The following is an 18612-nucleotide window of genomic DNA, read 5'->3' on the forward strand; positions in this document are numbered from 1 at the left end:
TCCGATTTAGATAGCGCGCAGAATATTCCGAATCATATGGACCCGCTTATTTATTTGTTAAAGATGTATGCCAAAGTAAATGACGCCCTTGCAAGGGGCCGGCACACGCCTCAACTGTCGACACGCGCCAACAACGTCACCACGGTCGCCGCGATGCCTTCCTTGCGGCCCAGGTAGCCCAGGCCCTCGTTGGTCTTGGCCTTGATGTTCACGTCGGCTTCGGGCAGACCGGTGTCGGCGGCAATGTTCTTCACCATGGCAGGCGCGTGCGGGCCGATCTTGGGCGCCTGCGCGTGCAACGTCGCATCGATATTGACGGGCGCCCAGCCTGCCGCGCGCACACGCGCCATCGCTTCGCGCAGCAGCACGCGGCTATCCGCGCCCTTGAAGGCCGGGTCCGTATCCGGAAAATGCCGGCCGATATCGCCCAAGCCCGCCGCGCCCAGCAGCGCATCGGTGATGGCGTGCAACAGCACGTCCGCATCGGAATGGCCCAGCAGGCCGTGCGTGTGCGGGATCGTCACGCCGCCGATGATCAGCGGCCGGCCGGCCACCAGCGCGTGCACGTCAAAGCCCTGCCCGACGCGAAAAGGAATGCTCATAGCCATTTTTCCATCAGTTCAAAATCATCCGGCCAGGTCACCTTGAAGTTGCGCAGGGCACCGGGGACCAGCAGCGGCGCATAGCCGGCGGCCTCCAGGGCCGAGGCCTCGTCGGTGACCGTGACGCCATTTACAGAGGCCGCCGTCAGCGCATCGCGCAGCACGCCGGCCCGAAACATTTGCGGGGTCTGCGCCAGCCACAGCCCATTGCGATCCAGCGTGCGTTCGACCCGGTCGCGCCCGCCCTTGACGGTGTCGGCGACCGGTAACGCCAACAAGCCGCCCACGGGGTCGGCCAGGCAGGCGTCAATCAGGCGGCGCAAGGCGGCCTGGGGCAGCCCGGGCCGCGCCGCATCGTGCACCAGCACCCAGGTGTCGTCGGCCACGCCGCTTTCGGCCAAGGCGCCCGCCACGGTGTCGGCTCGCGTAGCGCCGCCGCAGGCCCGCCACACCGTGCGCGGCAAGCCGGCCAGCGCCGCGTCGACCCAGCCGTCGCCGGGCGTCACGGCCACGCGTACCTGCGATACGCGCTCATCGGCCAGCAGCGCACTCACCGCATGGCGCAACATGGGCTGTCCGGCCAATGGACGGTATTGCTTGGGAACGGGTTCGACGCCGGGCTGGCTGGCGCGGGCGCCAACGCCCGCTGCGGGAACGATCGCAATGATTGAGTCAGACATGGTGCGGTGATTTTATAATCTTCCGCTTGATGCCTGCTTCCACCCTGATGCCCACCGCCACTTCCCCCGTCACCGCCGCGCCGCCCGTCCCCGCGACCGCCCCTACTTTGTCCGCGCTGAAACCCGGCGCGCGCTATGCGCAGCCCCGGCCGCCCGGCTCCGGCGACGCCTGGTTGCTGGCAGACCTGGCCCGGCAGGCACAGGCGCCGCTGGTCATCCTGACGGCCGAACCGGTAGAGGCCCAGCGGCTGGCCGAAGAGATCCAGCTGTTTGCCCCCGACCTGCGCGTGCGCCAGCTGCCCGACTGGGAAACCCTGCCCTACGACGCGTTTTCGCCCCACCAGGACTTGATTTCCCAGCGCTTGCATACCCTGCATTCGCTGATGATGAAAACGGTGGACGTGCTGACGGTGCCGATCACCACCGCGCTGTATCGGCTGGCGCCGCCCTCGTTCCTGGCGGCCTACACGTTTTCGTTCAAGCAGAAAGACAAGCTGAACGAAGCCGCCTTGCGCGCGCAACTGACGCTGGCCAACTACAACCACGTCACCCAGGTCACGGCGCCGGGCGAATTCTGCCTGCGCGGCGGGCTGATCGACCTGTTCCCGATGGGGTCGGTGGTGCCCTACCGGCTGGACCTGTTCGATGACGAAATCGAAACCATCCGCAGCTTCGACGTGGACACGCAGCGCAGCCTATACCCCGTGCGCGAAGTGCAGTTGCTGCCCGGGCGCGAATTCCCGATGGACGAAGATTCGCGGACCCGCTTTCGCGCGCGCTTCCGGGAAGTGTTCGAAGGCGACCCGTCGCGCGCCCTGCCCTACAAGGACATCGGCAACGGCATCCCGTTCGCCGGCGTCGAATACTACCTGCCGCTGTTCTTCGAAGAAACCGCCACGCTGTTCGACTACCTGACCACGGGCACGGTCACCGTCACCGTCGGCGATATCGATGACGCCATACAGCGCTTCAACCAGGACACGTCTAGCCGCTACGGCTTCTTGAAGAGCGATCGCGAGCGCCCCGTCCTGCCGCCTTCGGCTCTGTTCCTGGATAGCGAAACGCTGTACACGCGCTTGAAGGAATTCCGCCGCCTGTCGTTGACCGCCGGCGACCCGCACCCGGACTTTCGCGCCGTGCCCGATGTGAGCGTGGCGCGCCGTTCCGACGACCCCATCGCCAAACTTCGTGCCCTGGTGCAAACGCGTCAGACCCGGGTGCTGCTGTGCGCGGACTCCGCCGGCCGGCGCGAAACGCTGGTGCAGATGCTGAACGAGTTCGGCGTTACGCCCGATGCGCAGCCCGACACCATCGAAGCGTTCCTGGCGTCCGACGCCAACTTCGGCATCGTGGCCGCGCCGCTGGCCACGGGCTTCGGCCTGCCCCAGGCGAATCTGGCCTTCCTGACCGAAAACGACCTGTACCCGGGCCACGCCGGCACGGGGCGCCGCGGCAAGCGCGACCAGGAACGGGCCAGCAACGTCGAAGCCATGGTGCGCGACCTGTCCGAACTGCGCGCCGGCGACCCCGTCGTCCACGCCCAGCACGGCATCGGCCGCTATCACGGGCTGGTCAACATGGACATGGGCGAAGGCGAGATGGAATTCCTGCATCTTGAATACGCCAACGGCAGCACGCTGTACGTGCCCGTATCGCAGCTGCACGTGATCGCCCGCTATAGCGGCGCCGATCCCGATGCCGCGCCGCTGCATCAGCTGGGTTCGGGCCAGTGGGACAAGGCTCGCCGCAAGGCCGCCAAGCAGGTGCGCGACACGGCCGCCGAGCTGCTGGCGCTGTATGCGCAGCGCGCCGCGCGCGAGGGCTTTGCGTTCAACTTGCCGCTGAACGACTACCAGGCCTTTGCCGAAGGCTTCGGCTTTGAAGAAACCGTTGACCAGGCCGCCGCCATCGAAGCCGTGATTGCCGACATGACCTCGGGCCGCCCGATGGACCGGCTGGTGTGCGGCGACGTCGGTTTCGGCAAAACGGAAGTTGCCTTGCGCGCCGCCTTCCTGGCCGTGGCCAACGGCAAGCAGGTCGCCCTGCTCTGCCCGACCACGCTGCTGGCCGAACAGCACGCGCAGACGTTTTCCGACCGCTTCGCCGATTGGCCGGTGCGCGTCGTTGAGCTGTCGCGTTTCCGTTCCGGCAAGGAAGTGGCGGCCGCCGTCGAAGGCATCAACGACGGCCGCGTCGACATCGTGATAGGCACGCACAAGATCCTGTCCAAGGACGTGAAGTTCAAACGCCTGGGCCTGGTCATCATCGACGAAGAGCACCGTTTTGGCGTCCGGCAGAAAGAAGCGCTGAAGGCGCTGCGAGCCGAAGTCGACGTGCTGACGCTGACGGCCACGCCGATTCCGCGCACGCTGGGCATGTCGCTGGAGGGCATCCGGGACTTCTCCGTGATCGCCACCGCGCCCCAGAAGCGCCTGGCCATCAAGACGTTCGTGCGCCGGGAAGACGGCAGCACGCTGCGCGAAGCGCTGCTGCGCGAGCTCAAGCGCGGCGGCCAGTGCTACTTCCTGCATAACGAAGTGGAAACCATCCACAACCGGCGCGCCCGGCTGGAAGAACTGGTGCCCGAAGCACGCATCGCGGTCGCGCACGGGCAGATGCCCGAGCGCGAGCTGGAACAGGTAATGAAGGGCTTCTACCAGCAGCGCTACAACGTGCTGCTGTGCACCACCATCATCGAGACGGGCATTGACGTGCCCAGCGCCAACACCATCGTCATCCACCGCGCCGACCGCTTCGGGCTGGCGCAGCTGCATCAGCTGCGGGGGCGCGTGGGCCGGTCGCACCACCAGGCGTACGCCTACCTGCTGACGCCGGGCGAAGACGCCATCACCACCAATGCGAAGAAGCGCCTGGAGGCCATCCAGGCCATGGAAGAGCTGGGGTCCGGTTTCGACCTGGCCATGCACGACCTGGAAATCCGCGGCACCGGCGAAGTGCTGGGCGATTCGCAGTCGGGCAACATTCAGGAAGTGGGCTTCTCGATGTACAACGAGATGCTGAACGAAGCCGTGCGCGCGCTGCGCGTGGGCGAAGAGCCCGACCTGGACGCGCCGTTCAACCTGGCGTGCGAAGTCAACCTGCACGCCCCGGCCCTGCTGCCGTCCGACTATTGCGCCGACGTGCATGCGCGCCTGGGCATCTACAAGCGCCTGGCCCACGCGGCCGATGAAGACGACCTGATCCACATCCAGGAAGAACTGATCGACCGCTTCGGCAAGCTGCCCGAAGCCGCGCAAACGCTGCTGACGACGCATCGCCTGCGTCTGGCGGCGCAACCGCTGGGCATCGTCAAGATCGACGCCAGCGAGACGCAGGCACTGATTCAGTTCGGCCCCAAGACCAGCGTTGACCCCGCGCGCATCATTGAACTGGTGCAGCGCCAACGCAACATCAAACTGGCAGGACAGGATAAATTGCGCGTTGAGATCAAAGCCGCGCAGATCCCCGCCCGCTCAGACGCCATCCGCGCCGTGCTGCGTGCCTTGAAGTAATTCCCCGGACCCTTCCTTTTTCTTATGACCACCCATCACTTAGTCGTCCAATCCCCCGGCCTGACCGTCGAACACGCGGAACAGCTGGCCGCGTTGGCCCAGGCCCAGGGCGTGGCGCGCATCAGCAACACCGCCGCCCGCCTGCTGGACGTGCAGCACGATGCGCTGACCCGCGCCGAAGTGGTGGCCTGGGCCGACCGCAACGGTGTCGACGCGGCGTTCCTGCCCGCCGGGCTGAAACTGTCGCAGTGCAAAGTGCTGGCGATGGACATGGACTCGACGCTGATCAACATCGAATGCATCGACGAGATCGCGGGCGTGGTGGGCGTCAAAGACAAGGTGTCGGAAATTACCGAAGCCGCCATGCGCGGCGAAATCAAGGACTTCGCGGAAAGCCTGCGCCGCCGCGTCGCGCTGCTCAAGGGCGTGCCGGCCGCAGCGCTGGAACAGGTCTATGTGGAAAAGCTGCGCCTGAACCCGGGCGCCGAACGCCTGGTTTCCACCGCGCAAGCCGCGGGCATCAAGGTCCTGCTGGTTTCGGGTGGCTTCACCTTCTTCACCGATCGCCTGCGCGAACGCTTGAACCTGGACAGCGCCCACGCCAACACGCTGGAAATCGACAACGGCGTGCTGACGGGCCACGTGCTGGGCGACATCCTGGACGCCCAGGCCAAGGCTGTCTACCTGCGCGAATTCGCGCGCACGCACGGCGCCACCAAAGACCAGATCATCGCCATCGGCGATGGCGCGAACGACCTGCTGATGCTGGGCGCCGCGGGCTTCCCGGTGGCCTATCACGCCAAGCCGGTCGTGCGCGAGCAGACGCGCTTTGCCTTGAACGTCACGGGGCTGGATGGGGTGTTGAACTGGTTTGAAAGCTGATCGGGCCAGAAGCTGATCGCGCCATAGCGCCAGGCAGCAAAAAAATAGCCACCTTCCGAGGTGGCTATTTTTCATCCCAGCGTCTGATTTTCGCGTTTGATTTCGCGTCTGATCAGTAACGCATCTTCAGCGTCAGCAACGCCGCGCGCCCCGTACCCAGCGCCGCATAGTGCGCCGCGTAGGCCTTGGTGTAGTACGTTTCGTCGAACAGGTTCAGCACGTTCAGCTGCGCCGAATAGTGTTCGTTGAATTCGTACGCCGCCATGGCGTCAAAGCGCCAGTACGACGGCACCCAGCGCGCCTTGGGCGTGCCGTCCGCGTTGCGGGTGGCATCCGAATTGCCGTAGACCTTGTCCACGTAATAGGCGCCGCCGCCCACCGTCAGCTTGGGCAGGACCTTGTAGGTGGTCCACAGGCTGAAGGCGTTGCGCGGGGTGTTGGGCAGGTCCTGGCCGACGGCGCCGCTGTTGTAAGCGCCCTTGGTCATTTCGCTGTCCATGAAGGTATAGCCGCCAAACACGTTCCATCGGGGCGTGATGTTGCCCGAGAAGCCCAGTTCGATGCCGCGCACCTTGGCCTCGCCCACCTGCGCGACTTCGGTGGCCGACACGGCCACGCTGGTGTTCTTGCGGGTGTCGTGGAAAGCCGCTGCCGACAAGGTCAGCCGGTCGTCGAAGACCTGCCACTTGGTGCCCACTTCGACGGTGCGGCTCTTTTCGGGTTCAAGCGACGAATTGCTGATCGACGTGGCATCGCTGATCGCGCCGGCCGCAATGGCCGATGGCGTGGACGAGGTGCCGTAGGTGGCGTAGATGGTGCCGTTGGGCACGGGCTTGTACGCCAGGCCGACCTGATAGTTGAACAGGCTGTCGTCGCGGCTGGTGCTGTAGAAGTCCGGGGTGCCGGCCGGGTCGTTGCGGCCGGCGGCGATGTTGCTGCCGCTGGTGCGGTAGTTATCCCAGCGCGCGCCCAGGCTGGCCTGCCACTGTTCGTTGAACTTGATGGTGTCGAAGCCGTACAGGGCCAGCGTGTCGGTGTTGTAGCGGGCGGGGTTGTTGTTGCGGTTCAGCTTGCCCGGATAGTCGGTTCCCGGGTCCGGGTCCCACAACGACGCGCACAACGCCGGGTTGGCGTAGGTGTTGCGGCCATTGGTGGTGGCGGTCACGCAGTTGCTGCCGCCGGCGGGCACGCCCGACTCGGTGTAGCCGTCTTTGTTCTGCTTGATGTTGCTGTATTCGAAGCCCAGGTCGAACGAATGCTTGAGGCTGCCCGTCTCGAATTCACCCGTCAGGTCGGTCTGATTGGCGAAGCTCTTGGTGACGTAGTAACCCGACTTCAAGGCACGGTACACCAGCCCATTGGGCACATTGCCCTTGCTGTCGTCCGGGTTGGTGGCGGCGAAGTCCGTCGTGCCACGGCCATAGCGGGTCACGTTGCGCAGTTGCAGCTTGTCGGAAAAATCATGCTGGAAGTCCACGGTGGCCACGTCGTCGCGCGTCTTCATGAAGTCGCGCCCGGTCAGGCCGTAGAACGACTTGCGGCTGACGCCCATGGTCTCCGTCACCGGCTGCCCCGTCTTGGGGTCATACGGGATCGAGTAATCCGGCATGCTGTCGTCTTGATAGTGGTAGTAGCTCAGCGTGATGCGCGTCGGCGTACCCACGCCCAGCATCAAGGACGGTGCCACGCCCCAGCGTTCGAAATCCACGGCATTGTCGCGGCCGGCCACATCGCCCTTGTTGCCCATCACGTTCAAGCGGAACGCGGCCTTATCGGCCAGGCGCCAGTTGCTGTCGATGGTGGCGCGATAGTTGTTGTCGGTGCCGATCTGCGCGGTGGCTTCGGTGAAGTCCGTCACCTTGGGCGCCTTGCTGACCATGTTGATGCTGCCGCCCGCGCCGCCCCGGCCCGAATACACCGAGTCCGGGCCCTTGATGACTTCCACCTGCTCCAGGTTGAAGGTGTCGCGCACCTGCGTGCTGCTGTCGCGGATGCCGTCCAGGAACAGGCTGCCCGCGGAATTCTGACCCCGGATAATGGGCAAGTCGCCGCCCGGACGGCCGCCTTCGCCAGCGCCGAACGTGATGCCCGGCGAATTGCGCAGCACGTCTTGCAGCGTTGATGCGGCCTGGTCCTGGATCACCTGCTTGGGCACCACCTGCACGGTGCGCGGCGTGTCGAGCAGCGGCGCCGTCATTTTGGGCGACGGCACCGTGCTGGTCTGGTACGAAGACCCTTCGCCCTCCACCCGAACCGGCGAAAGCTGCGTCACCCCGGAATCCGCGGACTGCGCGGCGGCGTACGGGCTGATGAACAGGGCGGGCGCCGCAATGGCCGCGGCAAGCGAGGTAGCGAGCGTATTCAGCGAATACGAATCTTGGGGCTTCAAACCAGCTTCTCCAGAATGTGAATAGCAACGATTCTTGTTTTTTTACAGGTTGCGATTTTGATCCTGGCGGCTGAATGACACCTGAATGAAAGCTGACTGGCGCGCGAAAAGATGAAAAAACAACAGTGGCGGCCCGTAGGGGGACACGGTCGCCGCCGCCGCCATAGCCTCTCCAAGCCGCGAGGCCCGAAGTGTGATGAGTTTCAAGCACCCAAAAGAAAAACGCCCCGTAGGGCGTTTTCAAGGCACTGGCGGGGCTTTTACACCCGCAAGCGAGGGTGACGCTTGAACAAATAGCGGTACACAAAGCCTGGATAGGCCAGCACCAGATACAGGCTAAGGGTAATCGCGTAGAACTCCCACGTCTGGGCAAACCGATTGCCCAGCGTGGACTCGAAGGCGAAACCCAAGGCGCCAACCAGCGCGTAGAACACCAGCACTTCCACCAGTCGCATCCAGAACGGCTTGACCGTCACCGCCCCGCCCTGCTTGAAGGGCAAGACGGCGAACACGCGTTCGGTCAGGAACGGCAGGTTGGCGCTGACCAAAGCCAGCGCGATCAACAGCCATACCGCCAGCGTCTGGTTCATGGCCGGGTTCCGCTTACAGGCTCAGCGACGAGCGAATCGCCTGCACGCACAGCGCCATCAGACCACCAGGCAACAGGCCCAGCAGCAGCATCATGGCGCCGTTGATGGACAGCAGACCGCGCTGGCCAACCGTGGCGACGATCGGGGCAACATCAGCCACCGGCTCGTCGAAGTACACCACCTTGACGACACGCAGGTAGTAAAACGCACCGATCAGCGAGAACAGCACGGCCACCACGGCCAGCGTCACGTGGCCGGCGCTGATCAACGCTTGCAACACGGCCAGCTTGGCGTAGAAGCCCACCAGCGGCGGAATGCCGGCCAGCGAGAACATCAGCAGCAGCACGATGAAAGCGTGCCACGGGCTGCGGCGGTTCAGGCCCTTCAGGTCGTCGATGTGCTCGCACTCGAAACCCTGGCGCGACAGCAACAGCACGATGCCGAAGCTGGCCAGCGTGGTCAGCACGTAGGTCAGCATGTAGAACAGCGACGCGCCATAGGCGGCGGACGACAGTTCCGGCTTGCCCGCGACCGATCCCGACATCAGGCCCAGGAGCACGAAGCCCATGTGCGAAATGGTCGAGTAAGCCAGCATGCGCTTGAAGTTGGTCTGCACAATGGCGGTCAGGTTACCGATAGCCAGCGACAGCACCGCCAGGATCATCAGCATCGGCTGCCAGTCGGCGGCCAGGCCATGCAGGCCATCCACCAGCAGGCGCAGCGTGATGGCAAAGGCGGCCAGCTTGGGCGCACCGCCCAGGATCAGCGTGACGGCGGTCGGCGAACCTTGGTAGACGTCCGGCACCCACATGTGGAACGGCACGGCGCCCAGCTTGAAGGCCAGGCCCGACACCAGGAACACGATGCCGAACACCAGCGCCATCTTCTCGGCCTTGCCGGCGGCGATGACCTTGGACACTTCGGCCAGGTCCAGGTGACCCGTGGCGCCGTAGACCATCGACATGCCGTACAGCAGGAAGCCCGAGGCCAACGCGCCCAGCACGAAGTACTTCATGGCGGCTTCGGTGGCCACGACGTCGTCGCGACGCAGCGCGATCAACGCGTACAGCGCCAGCGACATCAGTTCCAGGCCCAGGTAGATGGAAATCAGGTTCCCGGAGGAAATCATGACCATCTGACCCAGCAGCGCAAACAACGTCAGGACGTAGAGCTCGCCGCCCTTGAGCATGTCACGCACTTGCGCATAGACGCGGCCGTACACCAGCGTGGCGCCCACGGCGATGTAGGACGCGATTTTCAGCAGGTGCGACAGTTCGTCGGTGACGTACAGGCCATTGAAGGTTGCGCCCGCAACGCCGTTCTTCCATTGCACGGCCGACACAACGGTCAGCACGCCCAATACCAGCATGGTCAGCAGGAACGTCGGCTTGCGCTCGGGGTGATTGCTGACCGCGTCGACGAGCAGGATAGCCAGGCCGGAAACCAGCAGAAGGATTTCCGGCGCCGCCAGGGCGAAATCGATTTGGGATTGCATCATTGTCTTGTCTTACAGTTTCGAGACGGCAACGTGTTGCAGCAGGGCCTCGACCGACACGTGCATGACGTCGGTAAAGGGCTTGGGATAGATCCCCATGTACAACACGGCGATCGCCATCACGCCAAGAATCACAAATTCGCGGCGGTTGATATCGGTCAGCTCGCGGACGTGGTCGTTGGCGATGTCGCCCAGGACCACACGCTTGACCATCCACAGCGAATACGAAGCACCCAGGATCAGGGCGGTAGCCGCCAACAGGCCGATCCAGAAGTTGTGTTCGACGGCGCCCATGATCACCATGAACTCGCCGACGAAACCGCTGGTGGCCGGCAGGCCGCTATTGGCCATCGAGAACAGGATGAAGAACGTCGCGAAGCGCGGCATCACGTTGACCACGCCGCCGTAATCGGCGATGCGGCGCGAGTGCATGCGGTCATAGAGCACGCCGATACACATGAACATGGCGCCCGACACGAAGCCGTGGGAGATCATCTGCACGATGGCGCCTTCGACGCCGGCCGTGTTGAAGATGAAGAAGCCCAGCGTCACGAAACCCATGTGGGCCACGGACGAATAAGCCACCAGCTTTTTCATGTCTTCCTGGATGATCGCGACCAGGCCGATGTAGATCACCGCGATGAGCGACAGCGTGATCATCAAGCCCGCCAGGCTGTGCGAGGCGTCGGGCGTGATCGGCAGCGAGAAGCGCAGGAAGCCATAGGCACCCAGCTTCAGCATGATCGCGGCCAGCACGATGGAGCCGCCCGTGGGCGCTTCCACGTGAGCATCCGGCAACCACGTGTGCACGGGCCACATCGGCACCTTCACCGCGAACGCCGCCAGCAGCGCCACGAAGATCAGGATCTGCGGGGTCTGGCCAAGCTTGACCTGGTGCCAGGTCAGGATGTCGAACGAACCGCCCGATGCGTGCCACAGGTAGATGAACGCGATCAGGGTCAGCAGCGAACCCATCAACGTGTACAGGAAAAACTTGAATGCCGCATACACGCGGTTCGGTCCGCCCCAGACGCCGATGATGATGTACATCGGGATCAGTGTGGCTTCGAAGAACACGTAGAACAGCATGCCGTCCAGCGCGGCGAACACGCCCACCATCAGACCCGACAGGATCAGGAAGGCGGCCATGTACTGCGACACGCGACTGGTGATGACTTCCCAGCCGGCCAGCACCACGATGATGGTGATGAACGCGGTCAGGAGGACGAACCACAGCGAAATGCCGTCGATGCCCAGGTGGTAATTGACGTTGAAGGCTTCGATCCACGAGGCCTTTTCCACGAACTGCATGGCGGCCGTGGTGTTGTCAAAACCGGTGTAGAGCGGAATCGTGACGAGGAAGCCGGCAAAGGCGCCGACCAGCGACAGGCCGCGCGTCAGACCGGGACGGTCGTCACGGCCCACCGCCAGCACCAGCAGGCCGAATACGATCGGGACAAAGATCGCAAGCGTGAGCCAGGGGAAAGTGTTGGATGCCATCTCGCTTGCCATCATTGGGGAATCAGCACAAAGAAAGTCACCAGCGCCATGATGCCGATGATCATCGCGAACGCGTAGTGATAGATGAAGCCGGATTGCAGGTGGCGGCTGACCGCTGCCACCCAACCCACGACGCGGGCGCTACCGTTGACCAGCAGGCCGTCGATGATGCCGCGGTCGCCGGTATTCCACAGGCCACGGCCCAGGGCGCGCAGGCCGCGAGCGATGATCTGCTCGTTGACCCAATCCACGTAGTACTTGTTTTCAAGCACTTTGTTGACGCCGGACAGGCTGGACTTGATCGCGGCCGGAACCTTGGGATTGATCAGATAGCAGTACCAGGCAATGACGAAACCGGCAACGACCAGCCAGAACGGCAGCGTCTGGAAGGCATGCAGGCCATAGGCGACCCAGCCGTGCCATTCTTCGTGCAGTTCGTGCATGGCCGGATGCTGCGGCAGCACCGTGATCACGCCGTTGAAGAACTTGCCGAACAGCATCGGGTCAACCGCCCAGGCGCCAACCAGCACCGACGGAATCGCCAGCAGGATCAGCGGCAGCGTCACCACCCAGGGCGACTCATGCGGCTTGCCGCCATGATGGCCGTGGCCATGGTCGTCGTGACCGTGGTCGTCATGCCCATGCGCGTCGTGGCCATGGCCGTGACCGTGGTCGGTGGTGTCAAAGCGTTCCTTGCCGTGGAAGACCAGGAAGTACACGCGGAACGAGTAAAGCGAGGTCACGAACACACCGATCAGCACGGCGTAGTACGCGAAGCTTGCGCCCCAGACGTTGGCGTGACCAGCGGCTTCGATGATGTTCTCCTTCGAGTAGAAACCCGAGAAGAACGGCGTGCCGACCAGGGCCAGCGTGCCCAGCAGGAACGTGATCCAGGTGATGGGCATGTACTTGCGCAGGCCGCCCATGTTGCGGATGTCCTGGTCGTGGTGCATGCCGATGATGACCGAACCGGCGCCCAGGAACAGCAGTGCCTTGAAGAACGCGTGGGTCATCAGGTGGAAAATGGCCACCGAATAGGCCGAGGCGCCCAGCGCGACGGTCATGTAGCCCAGCTGCGACAGCGTGGAATACGCGACAACGCGCTTGATGTCCGTCTGGATGATGCCCAGGATGCCCAGGAACAGCGCGCCGATGGCGCCGATCACGATGATGAACGACAGCGCCACGTCTGACAGTTCGAACAGGGGCGAGAAGCGCGCCACCATGAAGATACCGGCCGTCACCATGGTGGCGGCGTGGATCAGCGCGGAGATCGGGGTCGGGCCTTCCATCGAGTCAGGCAGCCAGGCGTGCAGCGGAACCTGGGCCGATTTGCCCATGGCGCCGATGAACAGGCAGATACACGCGACCGTCAGCAGCATCCAGTCGGAACCCGGCAGGGTCATCGTGGCCAGCTTGTCGGCTTGGGCGAAGACGTCGCCGTAGTGCATCGTGCCGGCGTACGCGAACAACAGGCCGATACCCAGCACGAAGCCGAAGTCGCCGACGCGGTTGATCAGGAATGCCTTCATGTTGGCGAAGATAGCCGTCGGGCGGGTGTACCAGAAACCGATCAGCAGGTACGACACCAGGCCCACCGCTTCCCAGCCGAAGAACAGCTGCACCATGTTGTTCGACATCACCAGCATCAGCATGGAGAACGTGAACAGCGAGATGTACGAGAAGAAGCGCTGGTAGCCGGGGTCATCGGCCATGTAGCCGATGGTGTAGATGTGCACCATCAGCGATACGGACGTGACCACGACCATCATCATGGCCGACAGCGGATCGATCAGGAAGCCGATTTCCAGCTTGGTCTGGCCGATCAGGCTCCAGGTGTAGACCGCGCCGTCAAAGCGCAGGCCGTTGAGCACGTCGCCCAACACCACCACCGAACCGATGGCGGAGATAAGTACGCCAAGAATGGTGATGACGTGGGACGCGCGGCGGCCGATGGGACGGCCCAGGAAGCCGGTGCCGAAAAGGCCCGCGAGAATTGCTCCGGCCAGCGGTGCCAGCGCGATGAGCAAGTAGAGATTGGGTGAGCTAGACATTTTCTTCCAATACCCCGTCAGCCCTTCAGGCGATCGAGTTCGTCAACGTTGATCGTGTTCAGGTTGCGGAACAGCAGCACCAAAATGGCCAGGCCGATCGCCGCTTCAGCGGCGGCCACGGTCAGGATGAAGAACACGAACACCTGGCCGGCGGTATCGCCGAACCAGCTGGAGAACGCCACGAAGTTCATGTTGACGGCCAGGAGCACGAGCTCGATGGACATCAAGAGAATGATCAGGTTGCGGCGGTTCAGGAAGATGCCGAAGATCCCGATGGCGAACAGGATCGCCCCAAGGATCAGATAGTGAGCCAGCGTCAGCGTCATTGTTTTTCTCCTTCGGGCGCAGCGGCGGCGGCGGACGTTCCGTCACGCTTGGCCTGGGCACGCTCGCTTTGGGCGGGCATGTTGACCATGCGGAAGCGGTCCTTCGAACGGACGCGCACGGCGGCTACCGGGTCGTTGTACTTCACGTCGCGGCGGCGGCGCAGGGTCAGCGCAATCGCGGCGACCATACCCACCAGCAGCAGCGCGGCGCCCACTTCAATGGCGTAGACGTACTGCGTGTACATGACTTCGCCAAGCGCGCGAGCGTTGTTGTAGTCGCCCGCAACCGGGGCTTGCGGACCCGAACCGTACCAGGTGGAACCCAGCACGAAGGACATTTCCAGCACCAGCACCAGACCGATCACCAGGCCCAGCGGCAGGTAGGTCTTCATGCCCTGGCGCATGGTGTCCATGCGGATGTCCAGCATCATCACGACGAACAGGAAGAGCACCATCACGGCGCCCACGTACACCAGGACCAGCAGCAACGCCAGGAACTCGGCGCCCAGCAGCATCCACAGCATGGCTGCGTTGGAGAATGCCAGGATCAGGTGAAGTACGGCGGTGACCGGGCTGCGCGCGGTGATCACGCGGAACGCCGCGATCACCAGCACGGCGGCCAGTATGTAGAAAAGGACAGTGGTAAAAGTCATGGATCAGACCCTGGGCTTCAACGGTAAGGAGCGTCGTCGGCCCGGCGGCGGGCGATGTCGGCTTCGTAGCGATCGCCCACGGCGAGCAGCATGTCTTTGGTGAAATACAGGTCGCCGCGCTTTTCACCGTGGTATTCGTGGATATGGGTTTCCACGATCGAGTCCACGGGGCAGCTTTCCTCACAGAAGCCGCAGAAAATGCACTTGGTCAGATCGATGTCGTAACGCGTGGTGCGGCGGGTGCCGTCCTCGCGCTGGTCCGATTCGATGGTGATCGCCAAGGCCGGGCACACGGCTTCACACAGCTTGCACGCAATGCAGCGCTCTTCCCCGTTGGGGTAGCGGCGCAACGCGTGCAGGCCGCGGAATCGCGCCGACGTCGGCGTTTTTTCCTGCGGATAACGCAAGGTGACCTTGCGCTTGAAAAAGTACTTGCCCGTCAGGCGCATGCCTTTGAGCAACTCGGTCAGCATCAGGCTGCCGAAGAAATCTTTGATCGCTTCCATATCCTGCCTCTGCCTGGCGGCTTAGCGCCAAATGTTCCAGGGCGTCTGCATCCAGATCGCCACCACGACCAGCCAAACGCCGGTCAGCGGGATGAAGATTTTCCAACCCAAACGCATGATCTGGTCATAGCGGTAGCGCGGGAACGAAGCGCGGAACCACACAAACAACGAGACCACAACGAACGTCTTCAGACCCAGCCAGATCCAACCCGGAATCCAGGTCAGCGGCGCGATGTCGATCGGGGAAGCCCAGCCGCCCAGGAACATGATCGACGCCATGCAGGACAGCAGGATCATGTTGGCGTATTCACCCAGGAAGAACAGGGCGAAAGCCATACCCGAGTACTCGACCATGTGGCCGGCCACGATTTCCGATTCGCCTTCGACGACGTCGAACGGGTGACGGTTGGTTTCAGCCACGATCGCCACGACGTAGATCACGAACAGCGGCAACAGCGGCAACCAGTTCCAGGACATGAACGTCAGGCCCTTGTCGGCAAACCAGCCGCGGTTCTGAACGTTGACGATCTCGGACATGTTCAGGCTGCCCGACACCAGCAGCACCGTGACAAGCACGAAGCCGATGGCCAGTTCGTAGGACAGCATCTGTGCCGAAGCGCGCAACGCGCCCAGGAACGCGTACTTGGAGTTCGATGCCCAGCCCGCCACGATCACGCCATACACGCCGATCGACGTAATAGCCATGATGTACAGCAGGCCGGCGTTGACGTTGGCCAGCACGACATCGGGACCAAAAGGAATCACGGCCCAGGCAGCCAGCGCGGGCATCAGCGTGACCACGGGGGCCACGACGAACAGCACCTTGTTGGCTTCGCTGGGGACGATGACTTCCTTGGTCAGCAGCTTGAACACGTCGGCAAACGGCTGCAACAGCCCCCTGAACCCGACACGGTTCGGACCCACGCGCACATGCATGGCGCCAATCATCTTGCGTTCCCAGTACGTCAGGTACGCAACGCACAGAATGATCGGCACGGCGATGATCACAATCTTGATGAGGGTCCAGAGGACCATCCAAACCGTCGGGCCCAGCAATTGCTGCCCGTGGCTCTCAAGAACATTAAGCCATTCCATCAGGCACGCTCCACGCTGAGTTGACCGAATGCGCCACCCAGGGCTGCGGTGTTTTCAAAGGCCGCGGAGATGCGCACGGCGCGGTCGGCCACGGCATCGTCCTGCACGGTTTCGAGTTCGACGGCGCCTTCGGCACCGGCCACACGCACCTTGACTCCGGCCGTCAGGCCGAGGCTGGCGAGCGTACGGCCGTTCATGGCGGCGGCGGGCTTGCGGGATGCGGGGGCCGCTTGCAGCGGTTCCGAGCGACGGACCATGGCGTCGGTGCGGTAGATCGGCACATCGGCCACACGTTCCAGGCCGGTCAGCGGTTGGCCCAGGCCCAGCGGCGCCTTGACGTCGTTGGACAAACGGCCTTCGATGCCGCCGGCCAGCGCGGCATCGCGCACCGATTCCGACGTTTCATCGTCAAAGCCGGCCAGATGCAGCACGTTGCCCAGCACGCGCAGGACCTTCCAGCCCGGACGCGTCTGGCCCATCGGTGCAACCGTGCCCTTGAAGCTTTGGGCCAGGCCTTGCGCGTTGACGAAGGTCCCCGACGTTTCGGTGAACGGCGACACCGGCAACATGACGTCGGCCCATTCGGCGGCTGCCGAACGGTACGGCGTCAAGGCCACGGCGAACTGCGCGCCGCGCAGCGCGGCGATGGCTTGCTGGCCGTTATCGGCGTCCAGCAGCGGTTCGGCGTGCAACACGATGTAGGCCTTGAGCGGCTCGGCCAGCATGGCGGCGGCGGTCTTGCCGCCCTTGCCCGGAACAGCGCCGGCCAGGTAACCGCCGACGGTGTTGCCGCCAGAGGTTAGGAAGCCGAACTTGCCGCCGGCCAGGTTCGCCACGGCGCGGCCGTTGGCGGCCAGCGTCGTCGCTTGCGCACTGGCCACGGCCATGTTGCCCAGCAGCACGGCGGTGTTGGCGCCGGAAGCCAGGCTGGCGGCGATGAGCTTGGCGTTTTCGCCCGGGGTGACCGAGGCGAATTCGGCCGGCACGCCTTGTTCCTTGGCTTGCGCCAGGGCAACGGCCACTTCGGCCAGCGCGCGCGGCAGCTCGGACGGCGCCACGGTGATGCGGGCGGCGACGGGCAGCAGGGGATCGTCAGCGGCGCTGTCGACCATCAGGATTTGCGTGCCGCGCTTGGCGGCCTGGCGCAGGCGTTGCGCCATCAGCGGGTGGTCCTTGCGCAGGAACGAGCCGACGACCAGGACGCGGTCCAGGTTGTCGAGTTCAGCGATGGGCATGCCCAGCCACGGTGCGCCGGTCAACGCGGCGTCAAAGGCCGGGTCGGTCTGGCGCAGGCGGAAGTCGATGTTCTCGGAACCCAGCGCGCGGACCAGGCGGCCCAGCAACGCATATTCTTCCGTGGTGGCGTATTCGGAAGCCAAGGCACCGATCTGGCCGGCGCCGAAGCTGTCGCGAACGCGCGACAGGCCTTGCGCCACGGCTTGCAGCGCGTCGGCCCACGAGGCTTCCTGCCACTTGCCGTCGGTGCCCTTGATCATCGGGGCGGTCAGGCGGTCGTCGCTGTTCAGGCCTTCGTACGAGAAGCGGTCGCGGTCGCTGATCCAGCATTCGTTGACGGCGTCGTCTTCGAAAGGAACCACGCGCATGACGCGGTCGCCCTTGACCTGAACCACCAGGTTGGCGCCCAGGCTGTCGTGCGGGCTGACCGAACGGCGGCGGGCCAATTCCCAGGTACGCGCGCTGTAGCGGAAAGGCTTGGAGGTCAGCGCGCCCACCGGACAGATGTCGATCATGTTGCCCGAGAGCTCGGACTCGATCGAGCGGCCGACGAACGTCGTGATCTCGGAGTGTTCGCCACGGCCCAGCATGCCCAATTCCATGACGCCGGCAATTTCCTGGCCGAAGCGCACGCAGCGGGTGCAGTGGATGCAGCGGGTCATTTCCTCGGCGGAAACCAGCGGACCCAGGTCCTTGTGGAACACGACGCGCTTTTCCTCTTGGTACCGCGAGGAAGAGCCACCGTAGCCCACGGCCAGATCCTGCAATTGGCATTCGCCGCCCTGATCGCAGATCGGGCAGTCGAGGGGGTGATTGATGAGCAAGAATTCCATCACCGACTTCTGAGCGGCGCGAGCCTTTTCAGAGCAGGTGTGGACGACCATGCCGTTGGTCACGGGCGTGGCGCAGGCGGGCAGCGCCTTGGGCGCTTTTTCCACTTCAACCAGGCACATCCGGCAGTTGGCCGCGATGGACAGTTTCTTGTGGTAGCAGAAATGCGGCACGTAAAGCCCGACTTTCTGAGCGGCATGCATGACCATGCTGCCTTCGGGCACTTCGACCTGATTGCCGTCGACGGTTAGTTCAACCATT

14 protein-coding genes are annotated in these 18612 nt (G+C 63.9%); 2 read left to right on the plus strand and 12 right to left on the minus strand.

The window, feature by feature from the left end; all coding sequences use genetic code 11:
- Positions 1–110 precede the first annotated feature (110 nt).
- Complete coding sequence (gene ispF, locus AC0Z35_RS16205) at positions 111–602, minus strand: 2-C-methyl-D-erythritol 2,4-cyclodiphosphate synthase (RefSeq protein WP_319309087.1); 492 nt, start codon at positions 600–602, stop codon at positions 111–113.
- Positions 599–1282, minus strand: coding sequence for a 2-C-methyl-D-erythritol 4-phosphate cytidylyltransferase (gene ispD / locus AC0Z35_RS16210; RefSeq protein ID WP_104142975.1), 684 nt, complete (start codon positions 1280–1282; stop codon positions 599–601). Before ispD ends, ispF begins: the two co-directional genes overlap by 4 nt.
- Positions 1283–1311: 29 nt before the next feature.
- On the opposite strand from ispD, the gene mfd reads away from it, so the two are divergent.
- On the plus strand, positions 1312–4794 hold the full coding sequence (gene mfd / locus AC0Z35_RS16215; protein ID WP_485132313.1) for a transcription-repair coupling factor: 3483 nt from the start codon (positions 1312–1314) through the stop codon (positions 4792–4794).
- Between the two features lie 24 nt (positions 4795–4818).
- Positions 4819–5676, plus strand: coding sequence for a phosphoserine phosphatase SerB (gene serB, locus AC0Z35_RS16220; RefSeq protein ID WP_104142974.1), 858 nt, complete (start codon positions 4819–4821; stop codon positions 5674–5676).
- 112 nt (positions 5677–5788) lie between these two features.
- Here serB and AC0Z35_RS16225 read toward each other — a convergent pair whose 3' ends face one another.
- The 10 genes from AC0Z35_RS16225 to nuoG all read right to left on the minus strand — a co-directional run bounded on the left by AC0Z35_RS16225 (position 5789) and on the right by nuoG (position 18611).
- On the minus strand, positions 5789–8065 hold the full coding sequence (locus AC0Z35_RS16225) for a TonB-dependent receptor (protein WP_219991855.1): 2277 nt from the start codon (positions 8063–8065) through the stop codon (positions 5789–5791).
- A gap of 260 nt (positions 8066–8325) precedes the next feature.
- A complete protein-coding gene (locus tag AC0Z35_RS16230) occupies positions 8326–8655 on the minus strand; it encodes a DUF2818 family protein (RefSeq protein ID WP_046802547.1) in 330 nt (109 codons plus the stop codon).
- Positions 8656–8668: 13 nt separating this feature from the next.
- On the minus strand, positions 8669–10153 hold the full coding sequence (gene nuoN / locus AC0Z35_RS16235) for an NADH-quinone oxidoreductase subunit NuoN (RefSeq protein ID WP_046802546.1): 1485 nt from the start codon (positions 10151–10153) through the stop codon (positions 8669–8671).
- Positions 10154–10162: 9 nt separating this feature from the next.
- Positions 10163–11665: an NADH-quinone oxidoreductase subunit M gene (locus tag AC0Z35_RS16240; protein WP_046802545.1), complete on the minus strand. Its 1503-nt coding sequence runs from the start codon at positions 11663–11665 to the stop codon at positions 10163–10165.
- A complete protein-coding gene (nuoL, locus tag AC0Z35_RS16245) occupies positions 11662–13704 on the minus strand; it encodes an NADH-quinone oxidoreductase subunit L (protein ID WP_485132312.1) in 2043 nt (680 codons plus the stop codon). The genes AC0Z35_RS16240 and nuoL overlap by 4 nt, the downstream gene beginning before the upstream one ends.
- A gap of 17 nt (positions 13705–13721) precedes the next feature.
- Positions 13722–14030, minus strand: coding sequence for an NADH-quinone oxidoreductase subunit NuoK (gene nuoK, locus AC0Z35_RS16250; protein ID WP_006217969.1), 309 nt, complete (start codon positions 14028–14030; stop codon positions 13722–13724).
- Positions 14027–14683, minus strand: coding sequence for an NADH-quinone oxidoreductase subunit J (locus AC0Z35_RS16255; protein ID WP_120154225.1), 657 nt, complete (start codon positions 14681–14683; stop codon positions 14027–14029). Before AC0Z35_RS16255 ends, nuoK begins: the two co-directional genes overlap by 4 nt.
- Before the next feature lie 17 nt (positions 14684–14700).
- Complete coding sequence (gene nuoI / locus AC0Z35_RS16260; protein WP_006217967.1) at positions 14701–15189, minus strand: NADH-quinone oxidoreductase subunit NuoI; 489 nt, start codon at positions 15187–15189, stop codon at positions 14701–14703.
- 21 nt (positions 15190–15210) lie between these two features.
- Positions 15211–16284: an NADH-quinone oxidoreductase subunit NuoH gene (gene nuoH, locus AC0Z35_RS16265; protein WP_046802542.1), complete on the minus strand. Its 1074-nt coding sequence runs from the start codon at positions 16282–16284 to the stop codon at positions 15211–15213.
- Positions 16284–18611: an NADH-quinone oxidoreductase subunit NuoG gene (nuoG, locus tag AC0Z35_RS16270; protein ID WP_485132311.1), complete on the minus strand. Its 2328-nt coding sequence runs from the start codon at positions 18609–18611 to the stop codon at positions 16284–16286. Before nuoG ends, nuoH begins: the two co-directional genes overlap by 1 nt.
- Position 18612: the final 1 nt, after the last annotated feature.

It is taken from the genome of Achromobacter sp. 1L-A-4-B-C2 (genome assembly GCF_057291955.1).

Coding starts and splice junctions, on each gene's coding strand:
- serB (WP_104142974.1), top strand. CDS start 4,819: ATGACCACCCATCACTTAGTCGTCCAATCCCCCGGCCTGACCGTCGAA.
- nuoL (WP_485132312.1), bottom strand. CDS start 13,704: ATGTCTAGCTCACCCAATCTCTACTTGCTCATCGCGCTGGCACCGCTG.
- ispD (WP_104142975.1), bottom strand. CDS start 1,282: ATGTCTGACTCAATCATTGCGATCGTTCCCGCAGCGGGCGTTGGCGCC.
- nuoI (WP_006217967.1), bottom strand. CDS start 15,189: ATGGAAGCGATCAAAGATTTCTTCGGCAGCCTGATGCTGACCGAGTTG.
- mfd (WP_485132313.1), top strand. CDS start 1,312: ATGCCTGCTTCCACCCTGATGCCCACCGCCACTTCCCCCGTCACCGCC.
- nuoH (WP_046802542.1), bottom strand. CDS start 16,284: ATGGAATGGCTTAATGTTCTTGAGAGCCACGGGCAGCAATTGCTGGGC.
- nuoG (WP_485132311.1), bottom strand. CDS start 18,611: ATGGTTGAACTAACCGTCGACGGCAATCAGGTCGAAGTGCCCGAAGGC.
- AC0Z35_RS16240 (WP_046802545.1), bottom strand. CDS start 11,665: ATGATGGCAAGCGAGATGGCATCCAACACTTTCCCCTGGCTCACGCTT.
- nuoN (WP_046802546.1), bottom strand. CDS start 10,153: ATGATGCAATCCCAAATCGATTTCGCCCTGGCGGCGCCGGAAATCCTT.
- AC0Z35_RS16255 (WP_120154225.1), bottom strand. CDS start 14,683: ATGACTTTTACCACTGTCCTTTTCTACATACTGGCCGCCGTGCTGGTG.
- ispF (WP_319309087.1), bottom strand. CDS start 602: ATGAGCATTCCTTTTCGCGTCGGGCAGGGCTTTGACGTGCACGCGCTG.
- nuoK (WP_006217969.1), bottom strand. CDS start 14,030: ATGACGCTGACGCTGGCTCACTATCTGATCCTTGGGGCGATCCTGTTC.
- AC0Z35_RS16230 (WP_046802547.1), bottom strand. CDS start 8,655: ATGAACCAGACGCTGGCGGTATGGCTGTTGATCGCGCTGGCTTTGGTC.